Origin of the sequence: Pseudomonas karstica, assembly GCF_009707515.1 — a bacterium.
Lineage (GTDB): Bacteria > Pseudomonadota > Gammaproteobacteria > Pseudomonadales > Pseudomonadaceae > Aquipseudomonas > Aquipseudomonas karstica.
On record NZ_WLYI01000045.1, the window covers coordinates 1 to 12505 of the forward strand.

The following is a 12505-nucleotide window of genomic DNA, read 5'->3' on the forward strand; positions in this document are numbered from 1 at the left end:
TTACTGAATGAGCACGAACAACGCCAGGTCGCCGAAGCGATCGCCAGGGTCGAGCAACAGACCGACGCGGAGCTGGTGACCGTTTTGGCGGCTCGGGCCGATGACTACGCCTATATCCCGCTGCTGTGGGCCAGTTTGCTGGCGCTGGTGGTGCCGGGGATCATTCATTACCTGTGCGGCTGGATGACCATGCACACCTTGCTGCTGGCGCAATGGGCGACTTTCATCGTGTTCTGCCTGCTGTTTCGCTTGCCGAAGGTCACCACCCGCCTGATTCCACGTTCCGTACGCCATTGGCGGGCTTCCAACCTGGCGCGCCGGCAGTTCCTGGAGCAGAACCTGCACCACACCCTGGGCAGCACCGGGGTACTGATTTTTGTCAGCGAGGCCGAGCGTTATGTGGAGATCCTGGTGGATGACGGTATCTCCAAGCGCCTGGACGACAGCAGTTGGGATGCCATCGTCAAGACGTTTACCTTGCAGGTGAAGCAGGGGCAGACATTGGCCGGGTTTATCTCCTGCATTGAAGCCTGTGGGGAGTTGCTCAAGGTGCATGTGCCGGTGACACAGACCCGCAATGAGCTGCCGAATCGGTTGGTGGTGTTGGAGTAGTGTAAAATTCCCGGCATTCCCTGCCCGAGGCGTTTTTGTTCATGTCTGTCACCGCTAAACCTGCCAGCCTTGCGCCGGATCATCACGCGCAGTTCCTGGAACTGCTGGGCGCCAGCCTTGAGCAAAATGCCTTTATCAAGCTGGTGCTGGCCAAGTACGTCGGCAGTGAAGCGGACCTGCAACGGCTGATCATCAAGCCGACGACGGTCAAGGACCAACCTTGCCTGTCCTTCGTCTACCGCTACAAGACCCGTGACATCACCAAGAATTTCTCTCTGTCCGATGGCGTAGCAGCGATTGCCGAGCTGTTGCCGGCGTCGTTCAAAAACGCGCACTTGCTGTCTGTCACCGACGAAGCCCAGCTCGAATACAGCAAGAAGAACAAAAGCTCGCTGTTCAAAAGCAAGCCGCAGCAACTGCGCGAAGCATCGGGCGCCGAGCACAATCGCGAGAAGCATCGCTTCCTCGATTTGAGCCGCCCGTTCCTTGCCGACCTGGGCGTAACCAACGCCAAGCACGAGTTGATCCCGGCGATGTCGCGCAAATGGAAGCAGATCAACAAGTTCATCGAGGTCTTCAGCCATGCGCTGACGTCGTCACCCTTGAAGCTGGACCAGCCGGTGCGGGTCGCGGACTTCGGCTCGGGCAAGGGCTACCTGACTTTCGCCATCCACGACTACCTGCGTAATACGCTCAAGGCCGAGAGCCAGGTGACCGGTGTTGAATTACGTGAAGATATGGTGAGCCTGTGCAACAACGCCGCTGCTCGCCTGGAACATCCAGGGCTGGTATTCAAGTGCGGTGATGTGCGCAGCGTGGCTCCCAGTGAGCTGGATGTGATGATTGCGCTGCACGCCTGCGACATCGCCACCGACTACGCGATCCACACCGGCATTCGCTCTGGCGCGTCGATCATCATGTGCTCGCCGTGCTGCCACAAACAGATTCGCCTGCAGATCCAGAGCCCGGTGCTGCTCAAGCCGATGCTGCAATATGGCCTGCACCTGGGGCAGCAGGCGGAAATGCTCACCGACAGCCTGCGGGCGTTGTTCCTGGAAGCCTGTGGCTATGAGACCAAAGTCTTCGAGTTCATCTCCCTGGAGCACACCAACAAGAACAAGATGATCCTGGCCGTCAAGCGCGCCGAGCCTTTGGACAATGCGCAACTACAGGTAAAAATCCAGGAGCTGAAGGCGTTCTACAGCATTACCGAGCACTGCCTGGAAACCCTGTTGCGGGCAGACGGCTACCTGCCCTGAGCGGCAATCACCACGGGCGCAGGTTGCACTGTCGTCTTGCGTCCCAGCATCACCGTGACAATCACCCCACAGGCAAACAGCCAGGTAATCGGCTCGATCTGCTCACCAAAGAACAGCGCTGAAAAAGCGATGGTGAAGAAAATCTGCAACAGTTGAATCTGGCTGACCCGGGCGATGCCGCCCATGGCCAGCCCGGCGTACCAGGCAAAGAAGCCGAAGAACTGGGAAAACAGCGAGACATACCCGAACGCCCACCAGGTGCGCGTGGAAATCGGCCCTTCATGCTGGATTGCCAGGTAGAGCACCGGACCGATCAACACCGGCGTCGACAGCACCAGCGCCCAGCAGATCACCTGCCAACCGCCCATCTCCTTGGCCAGCCGGCCGCCCTCGGCGTAACCCAGGCCGCCCACGGCAATGGCCCCGAGCATCAGTAAATCGCCGGTTTGAATACTGCCGGCCCCGGTGATCAGCGCATAACTCAACACCAGTGCACTGCCCAGCGCCGCACAGGCCCAGAAGGCTTTTGACGGCCGCTCGTGGGACAACCACGCCGCATATAACGCAACGCACAACGGTTGCAGCCCATTGACCAGCGCACCATGGGACGCTGGCAGGGTTTGCATGGCCCAGGCCGATAGCACCGGGAAGCCGAGGATTACCCCGGCAATCACCAGTGTCAGGCCACGGACCTGGCGCCAGGTCGGCCACTGCTCGCGGCGCCACAGCAACAGTAAGGCCGCCGGAATTGCCGCGAACAACGCCCGGCCCAGGCCATTGAGCAATGGATGGATTTCCTGCACCACGATGCGGGTGAAGGGCAGGGTCAGGCTGAAGATAATGACGCCAAGCAGGCCGAGGGCCATGCCGGTGTTTTCGCGGGAGCTCATGTCGGGACCTGAATCTGAAGGGCCGGAAGTGGTTCTTCATCTAGCCACAAAGCCCACAAAGCGGAGGCCTACAGCTAGGTACGGATTTATCCGTACAGTTAGTTACCTGTAGCCGCTGACGAGGCCTGAAGCCGCGATGGATTGTAGCCGCTGACGAGGTACGAGGCTGCGATGCGGGCCGCAGGACCGCCCTCGGGGCCACCTCAATACGTGAGCGCACCCAGTTCAGTCAGCGCCCTGACCAGAACGCCAATCTCAGCCGCCGACGTCGCCAGCCCAGGCGTTACCCGAATACAACTGCCAAACGCTGCGCCACTTCGGGTCACGGTGAACAGGTTGTATTCATTCAATAACCGATCCGCCATGACTTGCTGATCAACCTGCCCACGGAACTTGAACGCCGTAATCGCGCAATACAGCCGCGGATCATCCGACGTCAGCACCTCAATTGCTGGTAACGACCGGACCTGGCGTACCCATAAATCCCGCAAGTAATTGAGCCGTGCCCCCTTGGCCCTGGCACCGCCCAGCAAGCGATGCTCCTGGAACACCAGTGGCAAGGTCATCAGTGCCGGAATGTTCGGCGTGCTGTAAGGCGTGCGGGCGCGCACGTCGGTGGCTGGATAGTGGGACTCGCCCATGTCCGGATCAATGTCGGCCAGTCGCGTCGGGTCGATGTAGATAAATCCCAGGGTCAGCGGTGCGCCGATCCACTTGTGCAGGTTGAAGCCGGCAAAGGCAATGCCCAGTTGCGCCAGGTTGAACTCGATCTGGCCCAGGGCGTGGGCACCGTCGAGGATGACATCGACTCCATGCTCCCTGGCCGCCGTGGCAATGGCCTCCACGGGCATGACCAGGCCGGTGCGGTGGGTGACGTAGGTCAGGGCCAGCAGTTTCAGGCGCGGGTAGCGGGTGAAGGCCTCGCGGTAGGTCCGCACCAGGCTGTCGAAGCTGGCGGGATGGGTGTGGGCCAGTTCGATCACCTCCACACCACGGTGGCGGGCCAGCCAGCGCATGGCGCCTTTGACGGTGTCATATTCCAGGTCGCTGATCAGCACTTGGTCGCCAGGCTGCAAGCGGTTGTAGTTGCGGATCAGCGCTTGCAGCGCATCGGAGGCGCAGCGGGTGAGGGCGACGGCCTCGGGCTCGGCGCCGATCAATTCGGCCAGTTGGCGGCGGATCTCGACGTTTTCTCCTTGTTCGAAACGCTGGCGCGCATACACGGAGTTGCTGCGATTGATAAAGGCAACGTGCTCCTGATACTGCTCCAGCACTGCGCGGCTCATGCGTCCAAAGTAACCGTTTTCCAAATTGATCGGGCCGGGTTCCAGGTCGTATCGCTGGGCAATGGTGTGCCAATAATTTTCGTCGGTGGGTTGCATGGTCGGGCTCTGTTAGTGACGCGGGGCAGGTTTGCCGTGTTTGGCGCGCAGCGGTTCCAGCAGTTCGGACAGGCCGTTGTGGTCGATTTCCTGCATCAAGGCCAGCAGGCCACCCAGTTCACCGTGAGGAAACCCCTCACGGGCAAACCAGTTCAGGTAGGGGCCCGGCAGGTCGGCGATGATCCGCCCCTTGTACTTGCCGAAGGGCATTTGGCGGGTGATCAGCAGTTCGAGTTTTTCGGGATTCATAAGGGTTCAGGCACTGGAGTCGATGGCTTGGAAAATACAGGCATTCTGCATGCAGGCCAAATGACAGATCATGCAAATAGCGCGGATACAGACTTTCTGTATATTTATAACTTACTGATATTTAACAGTTAAATTGTATTTAATGGCCTGGCACGAGCGATGCAACCCATAAGTCATGTTTCATAACCCGCGAAGGAATTGAAAAATGACTGACATCAATAAAGAATCGATCTCTGTACTCAATGACCTGATTGAGACCAGCAGGGACGGCCAGGAAGGTTTCAAGACCTGCGCCGAAGACATCAAGCATCCAGAGCTCAAGGCGCTGTTTCAACAGCGCTCTCTCGATTGCGCCACGGGCGCTGCCGAACTGCAGGCCGCCGTGCGTGCCCTGGGGGGTGATCCGCAGGATTCTGGCAGCGTCAGCGGTGCACTGCACCGAGGTTGGGTCGACGTGAAGTCGATGGTGACCGGCAAGGATGAAGAGGCTGTATTGAACGAAGCCGAGCGCGGAGAGGACCACGCATTGAAGGCGTACAAAGAAGCGATCGAGAAGATCAACCAGCACAACCTGCTGGGTATTCGTGACCTGGTTGAGCGTCAGTTCCACGGCGTACAACGTAACCACGACCAAGTGAAAGCCCTGCGTAACCAGGCGCGTGCTCAGTCTTGAGTCGTAGCTGAGATCACACATGCGGGCTCGCTCGCGATAGCGGCTACAGCGCAATCGCGAGCGAGCCCGCATTTACATATCGCTGGATCGCCGTCAGCAATCAACCGATGCTGATGGCCGGCAACTCGGTCAAGGTCACGACTTGCTGCTTGCGTGGTGCGAGGATTTCCGCCTCACCATCTACCACCAGTTCATCACGTTGGTTGAACACCCGCGTGGCGATCCGTACCCGGAACTTGGGCAGCTTCTCTAGGATTTCCAGACGTACGGTCAGGGTGTCGCCAATTTTCACCGGCTTTTGGAAGCTCATCTGCTGGCCGATATAGATCGTGCCCGGCCCAGGCAGCTCGCAAGCCACCGCCGCACTGATCAGCGCGCCGCTGAACATCCCGTGGGCAATTCGCTCTTTAAACATCGTCGCTTTGGCGAATTCGGCATCCAGGTGTACTGGGTTGTGGTCGCCGGACATCGCTGCGAACAACTGGATATCGCGCTCTTCGACGGTTTTGCTATAGCTGGCGGTCTGGCCGACTTCGAGGGCTTCGTATGGAGTGTTGGTAACCTGGGTCATCTAGTGGTGCATCCTGTGGCTAATCAATAATCTCAATTCGTTGATTTTAAACGAAAGTATTTTTGTTTTGTTCATTCGCAGCGTGCAGGGCGGCGCCGGTTGACGGTCTGTGCCAGCCATCCCAGCACATCGGCTGTGACGGCATCGCGGTTGATGTCGTTGAATAATTCGTGACGCGCCTGTGGGTAAATATTCAGTTGCAGATTCTGGCAGCCGGCTTCACGCAAGGCATGGGTCAGGCTTTTGAGACGCTTGCCCTCACTGACCGGATCACATTCACCGCCCATCACCAGGATTGGCAGGCCCGGGTCGATCTGCACGAGATTGGACGCTTTGCTGATTTGCTGCAAGCCGCCCAGCAGGTCGATCCAAAGCTGATTGGTGCAGCGAAAGCCGCAAAGTGGGTCATTGATGTATTTGTCGACCTCAATCGGGTCGCGGCTGAGCCAGTCAAACGCGGTGCGGTTGGGTTTGAACGCCTTGTTGAACGAGCCGAACGACAGAAAATCGATCAGCGCGCTGTGCCCCTTGAGGCCTTGGCGCAGGCGTTCGACATGAGCGATCGCTTTGGCCGAGCGGTACAGCGCCACCGGTTGGAAGTTCGAACCACTGAGAATCACCCCGTGCAGGCTGGCGCTGTGGTGCAACAGGTAGGCCTGGGCAATGTAGCTGCCCATGCTGTGGCCCAGCAAAATGATCGGTAGCCCCGGTTGCTGCTGGCCGATGTGCTGGTTGAGGCTGGCCAGGTCACCCACCACTTTGTTCCAGCCATCGTGCTCGGCGAACAGTCCCAGGGTGCCTTCGTCCGCCGTGCGGCCGTGACCGCGCTGGTCGGGAGCATACAAACCGTAGCCGGCACCACACAACGCTTCGGCCAGGCGGGCATAGCGACCACTGTGCTCGGCCATGCCATGGGCCAGCATGATCAACGCCTTGGGCGGCCCGTCCGGGAGCCATCGGTTGACGTACAGGCGGCTGCGGTCATTCGCGGTCAGCCAGAAAGTGGTGTGGTTCATGGCGCTTCCTTTGCTCGGGGTCGTTGCTGTGTATAGCTCATCTGCTGATGGCCGTCGGACCAGCCAGGCCTCAGGGACAAGATTCATATAATCAATGACGCATTTCTGTGTATTTGCCTGTTTGGTCATAGCTGCTAACGTCCCCAAAGCTCCGCTTTTCATCGCAGCACAAAGCGGTCGGACACACTCAGGTAAGAGGATAAGAATAATGCAACCTGATTTCTGGAATGACAAACGCCCGGCGGGCGTTCCTACGGACATCGACCTGAGCGTCTACAAGTCGGTGATCGAAGTCTTCGAGCGTTCCTGCAAGACCTTTGCCGATCGTCCGGCGTTCAGCAACATGGGGATCACACTGACCTACGCCGAGCTTGAGCGTCAGAGCGGGGCGTTCGCCGGTTACCTGCAACAGCACACCGACCTCAAGCCGGGCGACCGCATTGCGGTGCAGATGCCCAACGTCCTGCAATACCCGATTGCCGTGTTCGGTGCCCTGCGCGCCGGGCTCATCGTGGTCAACACCAACCCGTTGTACACGCCGCGGGAAATGCGTCACCAGTTCAAGGATGCCGGTATTCGTGCATTGGTCTACCTCAACCTGTTTGGTTCACGGGTTCAGGAAGTGACGTCCGATACCGAGATCGAGTACCTGATCGAAGCGAAAATGGGCGACCTGATGCCCACCGCCAAGGGCTGGTTGATCAATACCGTGGTCGACAAGGTGAAGAAAATGGTACCGGCCTACAGCTTGCCCCAGGCCGTTTCCTTCAAGCGAGCCTTGCGCCTGGGGGCGGGCCTGGGGATTACTCGCCATCCGGTCACGCTGGATGACATTGCCGTGCTGCAATACACCGGCGGCACCACTGGCCTGGCCAAGGGAGCGATGCTTACCCATGGCAACCTGGTCGCCAACATGCAGCAGGTGCGGGCTTGCATGTCGCAGATCGCCGACGATGGCCAACCTTTGGTCAGGGAAGGGCAGGAGGTGATGATTGCGCCACTGCCGCTGTACCACATCTATGCTTTCACCGCGAATTGCATGTGCATGATGGTGACGGGCAACCACAATGTGCTGATCACTAACCCCCGGGACATTGGCGGTTTTATCAAGGAGCTGAAAAAGTGGCGTTTCTCGTGCCTGCTAGGGCTTAACACGTTGTTTGTGGCGCTGATGGATCACCCGGACTTCAAGACGCTGGATTTCTCCCACCTGAAAATCACCAATTCCGGAGGCACTGCGTTGGTGAAGGCTACCGCCGAACGTTGGAAGCAACTGACCGGTTGCTCGATCGGCGAAGGCTATGGCCTGACCGAAACCTCGCCAGTGGCCAGTACCAACCCTTATGGCAGCTTATCTCGCTTGGGCACTGTAGGTATTCCGGTACCCGGTACGGGAATGAAGGTCATTGACGATGACGGGGTGGAGTTGCCGTTGGGGGAGCGGGGCGAGTTGTGTGTCAAGGGCCCGCAAGTGATGAAAGGCTATTGGCAGCAGCCGGTCGCAACCGCCGAAACCCTGGACACCGAAGGTTGGCTCAAGACCGGCGACATCGCGGTCATCGACGCCGATGGTTTTATCCAAATCGTGGATCGCAAGAAGGACTTGATCATCGTTTCGGGCTTCAACGTCTACCCCAACGAAATTGAAGACGTGGTCATGGCCCACCCGGGCGTCGCCAACTGTGCGGTGATCGGCGTGCCGGACGAGCGCACCGGGGAAGCGGTGAAGCTGTTTGTGGTGGCTCGGGCCCAAGGCGTCAGCCTTGAGGAGTTGAAGAGCTACTGCAAGGCTAACTTTACCGGCTACAAGGTGCCCAAGCACATTGTGCTCAGAGACTCGCTGCCGATGACGCCAGTGGGCAAGATCTTGCGACGTGAATTGCGCGATACAGCTTAGGGAGTGGCAAGCTGCAAGAAAGAGCAGTTCTGCTTTAGCTTGCAGCTTGTGGCTAAACGGCTCTATCCCGCCCATTCCAGAGCCGTTTTCCAATATATAGAATTTTTGCTCTAAAAGTGACCGATTGTAATCCATGAGTCATGTTTGTGACTGTGGGGGCCGCTTTTGGCTCTAGGCGGCCTTTGGCAAAGCTGCTACTCTCGGCGCGCTTTGTGACATCTCGGCCTGCTTGAAACAGCCAGAATCACCCTAAAAAACACAAACAAATAATAATCGCATCAAATGCGATGAATGAATTCGCGTCGCTGAGGAGTGGGCTTCCATGATCGAAGACTTTTGGAAGGATAAGTACCCTGCCGGGATTGCTGCCGACATCAATCCAGACGAGTATCCGAATATTCAGGCGGTACTGGAACAGTCCTGCCAGCGCTTCGCCAACAAACCGGCTTTCAGCAACCTGGGCAAGACAATCACCTATGGTGAGTTGTTTGAGCTGTCCGGAGCGTTTGCCGCATACCTGCAACAGCATACCGACTTGCAGCCCGGTGATCGAATCGCCGTGCAATTGCCCAACGTCCTGCAATATCCGGTAGCAGTATTCGGTGCCATTCGCGCCGGGCTGATCGTGGTCAATACCAACCCGCTGTATACCGCGCGGGAAATGGAACACCAGTTCAACGACTCCGGGGCCAAGGCCCTGGTCTGTCTGGCCAACATGGCCCACTTGGCGGAGAAGGTCGTACCCAAGACGTCCGTCAAGCATGTGATCGTCACCGAAGTGGCCGACCTGTTGCCGCCGCTCAAGCGGCTGCTGATCAACAGCGTCATCAAGTACGTGAAGAAAATGGTCCCGGCCTTTCACTTGCCCAAGGCGATCAAGTTCAACGACGTCCTGGCCAAGGGCGCAGGCCAGCCGGTCAACGAAGTCAGCCCCAATAGCGATGAGGTCGCCGTGTTGCAATACACCGGTGGCACCACCGGCGTGGCTAAAGGTGCAATGCTGACTCACCGCAACCTGGTGGCCAACATGCTGCAGTGCAAGGAATTGATGGGCTCCAACCTCAATGAAGGTTGCGAGATCCTGATCACCCCGTTGCCGCTGTACCACATCTACGCCTTCACCTTTCATTGCATGGCGATGATGCTGATCGGCAACCACAACATCCTGATCAGTAACCCGCGTGACCTGCCGGCGATGGTCAAGGAATTGTCGAAGTGGAAGTTCAGCGGTTTTGTCGGCCTGAATACGTTGTTCGTTGCTTTGTGCAACAACGACGCCTTCCGCAAACTGGATTTTTCTGCGCTCAAAGTCACCCTGTCCGGTGGCATGGCCCTGCAACTGGCAGCGGCCGAGCGTTGGAAAGCGGTCACTGGCTGTTCCATCTGCGAAGGTTACGGCATGACCGAAACCAGCCCGGTGGCTACCGTCAACCCGATCCAGCATATCCAGATCGGTACCATCGGCATTCCGGTGCCCTCGACCCTGTGCAAGGTCATCTCCGATGACGGCGTCGAGTTGCCGCTGGGCGAAATTGGTGAACTGTGCGTCAAGGGCCCACAGGTGATGAAAGGCTATTGGCAGCGTGAAGATGCCACCGCCGAAATCCTCGACAGCGAAGGCTGGTTGAAGACTGGCGATATCGCGATCATCCAGCCTGACGGCTACATGCGCATCGTCGACCGCAAGAAAGACATGATTCTGGTCTCCGGCTTCAACGTTTACCCCAACGAACTGGAAGACGTGCTTGCTACCCTGCCGGGTGTGCTGCAGTGTGCGGCCATTGGTGTGCCGGACGAAAAGTCCGGGGAACATATCAAGATCTTCATCGTGGTCAAGCCGGGTGCCACCCTGACCAAGGATCAGGTGATGGAGCACATGCGCGCCAACGTCACCGGCTACAAGGTGCCCAAGGCCGTGGAGTTCCGCGATGCACTGCCGACCACCAATGTTGGCAAGATCCTGCGCCGCGAGTTGCGGGATGAAGAACTGAAGAAGCTGGGCTTGAAGAAGTAACCCAGAACCCAACAAAAAGCCCCGCGGATGCGGGGCTTTTTGTTGGTCGCGATTCCTACAGCATGAACTGCGCGAAGCTCACACCGGCGCCCGCCGGGCGCACATCCTTCAGTAGCGAGTCCTTGTCCGCACTCAACTCCAGGGTGATCTCCGGCTTGCGCTTGCCGGCATTGCGCACCACCAACCCTTCGAGCTTCTCGCGCAAAAACGCCGTTGGCACCTTCAAGTGCAGCAACTGGTCGCTGTCGGCGTTGTGCATCAGCAAGTGAATCCACTCGTACTGACCCACGCCAATCCGGCTCACTGGCAGGTCGAACCACCAGATATTGCGTTTGCGGTCCAGGTCGGCGAAGTGGCAGTTGTTGACGCCGAGCACGGCACCGCCCAGTTCTTGGTTTCTGCGGGCGATGGCTTGGGTTTTATCGAGTTTCATAACGTTCCTACGGGATCAGGTATTCAGCGTTTTAGCCTGAATGTGCCGGGCATTCTCGTGGGTTAGCCGCAAAACATAAAGCCCAACCTGCGCGCAACGATGAAATGTCCGGTTAAAAATAAATGAAACTCTGTAAGACGGCCAAGGGTCAACCTTTACGCAATGAGCGAATCCCTTGGTGTTCTCAGGAGAAATACCATGAGCAGTACTGCAGATAAGGTAAAAGGTTTGGCGAATGAGGCTGTGGGCAACGTCAAGCAAGGTATTGGTAAAGTGACTGGCAACGACAAGCTACGTGCCGAAGGTGTAATTCAGGAGAAGAAAGGCGAAGCCCAACAAGTCGTTGGCAAGACCAAGGACGCGGTGAAGAAAGCCACCGAATAAGACGGTTCTGGCTGATTGCAGCGAACAGTCCAACGGCCATCCACGGATGGCCGTTTTTGTGTCACGTGCAGTGATTAACCTTTCGAAATTGTTTCAAGGTCGTCAAATAGGCTACCTTGATGTAGAAAACGGCCCCTGAGTCGCCCACGAACTCAATCTTTTGCGGCGAAAGGAGACGCTATGATTTTCCCGGTATTAAAAGGCCTGCCCTTGCACAAAGTGCTGTTGCGCACGGTCACTGAATTCCTCGATGACGAGATGCCCACCTACGCCTCGGCACTGGCCTACCAGATGCTATTCTCGTTGTTTCCCTTCCTGTTGTTCCTGATTGCCCTGATTGGTTTCCTGCACCTGCCGGACTTTTTTACCTGGCTGCGCCTGCAGTCCGAATTGGTATTGCCGCCCCAGGCCCTGGAACAGGTCAACCCGGTGATCGATCAGTTGCAGCAATCCAAGGGCGGCCTGCTGTCGGTAGGTATCGTCATTGCGCTGTGGACCGCCTCGGCGGGCGTGCGCCTGATGATGAGCGCGATGAATGCTGCCTATGATGTGGTTGAGGGCCGGCCGATCTGGAAGCGCTTTCCGCTGTCGGTTTTCTACACCGTGGGCATTGCCGGCATGCTGTTGGCCGCCGCTGCGTTGATGGTCCTCGGGCCGCAAGTCATGGAGTGGCTGGCGAGGCAGATTGGCATGCAGGAATTCGTGGTCACCCTGTGGACCATCTTGCGCTGGCCGTTGGTTGTGATCCTGCTGATGTTTGCCGTGGCCTTGATGTACTACGTGATGCCTGATGTGAAGCAGAAATTTCGTTTCATTACCCCAGGCTCGGTATTGGCAGTGGTGGTGTGGATCGTCGCGTCCCTGGGCTTTGGTTACTACGTTAAAACCTTTGCCGACTACAACGCCATGTATGGCAGTATCGGTGCGATCATTGTCCTGCTCTTATACTTCTACATCTCTGCCGCCGTGCTGTTGCTGGGGGCAGAGATGAACGCCGTGATCGAACACATGTCGGCCGAAGGCAAGGACCCTGGTGAAAAGGACTTCGGCGAACACGACGACCAACCGCAAGTTTCCGGCCTTGGCCGGGACCATTCGCTCAAACCCACTACTGACGAAGTCTGA

General features: G+C 57.8%; 13 protein-coding genes. 7 read left to right on the forward strand and 6 right to left on the reverse strand.

Annotated elements, in window-relative coordinates; all coding sequences use genetic code 11:
• Together GIR22_RS23675 and GIR22_RS23680 are read left to right on the forward strand one after the other, a co-directional pair.
• The coding region (locus GIR22_RS23675) for a TPM domain-containing protein (protein ID WP_154745697.1) at positions 1-612 on the forward strand (612 nt) is incomplete at its 5' end.
• A 41-nt stretch (positions 613-653) separates the two neighbouring features.
• Positions 654-1871, forward strand: coding sequence for a class I SAM-dependent methyltransferase (locus tag GIR22_RS23680; protein WP_154745698.1), 1218 nt, complete (start codon positions 654-656; stop codon positions 1869-1871).
• On the opposite strand, the gene GIR22_RS23685 is transcribed toward GIR22_RS23680, so the two are convergent.
• The 3 genes from GIR22_RS23685 to GIR22_RS23695 all read right to left on the reverse strand — a co-directional run bounded on the left by GIR22_RS23685 (position 1859) and on the right by GIR22_RS23695 (position 4392).
• Positions 1859-2761, reverse strand: a complete 903-nt coding sequence (locus tag GIR22_RS23685; protein ID WP_154745699.1) for a DMT family transporter — start codon at positions 2759-2761, stop codon at positions 1859-1861. The genes GIR22_RS23680 and GIR22_RS23685 overlap by 13 nt on opposite strands.
• Before the next feature lie 203 nt (positions 2762-2964).
• Complete coding sequence (locus GIR22_RS23690; protein WP_154745700.1) at positions 2965-4143, reverse strand: aminotransferase class V-fold PLP-dependent enzyme; 1179 nt, start codon at positions 4141-4143, stop codon at positions 2965-2967.
• Between the two features lie 12 nt (positions 4144-4155).
• Entirely contained in the window at positions 4156-4392 is a 237-nt protein-coding gene (locus GIR22_RS23695; protein WP_008056784.1) for a DUF3820 family protein, read from the reverse strand.
• 205 nt (positions 4393-4597) lie between these two features.
• On the opposite strand from GIR22_RS23695, the gene GIR22_RS23700 reads away from it, so the two are divergent.
• A complete protein-coding gene (locus GIR22_RS23700) occupies positions 4598-5065 on the forward strand; it encodes a ferritin-like domain-containing protein (RefSeq protein ID WP_154745701.1) in 468 nt (155 codons plus the stop codon).
• 100 nt (positions 5066-5165) lie between these two features.
• Here GIR22_RS23700 and GIR22_RS23705 read toward each other — a convergent pair whose 3' ends face one another.
• Together GIR22_RS23705 and GIR22_RS23710 are read right to left on the reverse strand one after the other, a co-directional pair.
• Positions 5166-5636: a MaoC family dehydratase gene (locus GIR22_RS23705; RefSeq protein ID WP_154745702.1), complete on the reverse strand. Its 471-nt coding sequence runs from the start codon at positions 5634-5636 to the stop codon at positions 5166-5168.
• 71 nt (positions 5637-5707) lie between these two features.
• A complete protein-coding gene (locus tag GIR22_RS23710; protein WP_154745703.1) occupies positions 5708-6652 on the reverse strand; it encodes an alpha/beta hydrolase in 945 nt (314 codons plus the stop codon).
• Between the two features lie 208 nt (positions 6653-6860).
• Here GIR22_RS23710 and fadD2 point away from each other — a divergent pair, with 208 nt between their 5' ends.
• Complete coding sequence (gene fadD2, locus GIR22_RS23715) at positions 6861-8549, forward strand: long-chain-fatty-acid--CoA ligase FadD2 (RefSeq protein WP_154745704.1); 1689 nt, start codon at positions 6861-6863, stop codon at positions 8547-8549.
• Between the two features lie 322 nt (positions 8550-8871).
• On the forward strand, positions 8872-10563 hold the full coding sequence (gene fadD1 / locus GIR22_RS23720) for a long-chain-fatty-acid--CoA ligase FadD1 (protein ID WP_154745705.1): 1692 nt from the start codon (positions 8872-8874) through the stop codon (positions 10561-10563).
• Between the two features lie 55 nt (positions 10564-10618).
• On the opposite strand, the gene GIR22_RS23725 is transcribed toward fadD1, so the two are convergent.
• A complete protein-coding gene (locus GIR22_RS23725; protein WP_154745706.1) occupies positions 10619-10996 on the reverse strand; it encodes a hypothetical protein in 378 nt (125 codons plus the stop codon).
• Positions 10997-11194: 198 nt separating this feature from the next.
• On the opposite strand from GIR22_RS23725, the gene GIR22_RS23730 reads away from it, so the two are divergent.
• Both GIR22_RS23730 and GIR22_RS23735 read left to right on the forward strand, forming a co-directional pair.
• Positions 11195-11380: a CsbD family protein gene (locus GIR22_RS23730; RefSeq protein WP_154745707.1), complete on the forward strand. Its 186-nt coding sequence runs from the start codon at positions 11195-11197 to the stop codon at positions 11378-11380.
• Positions 11381-11560: 180 nt separating this feature from the next.
• A complete protein-coding gene (locus GIR22_RS23735; RefSeq protein ID WP_154745708.1) occupies positions 11561-12505 on the forward strand; it encodes a YihY/virulence factor BrkB family protein in 945 nt (314 codons plus the stop codon).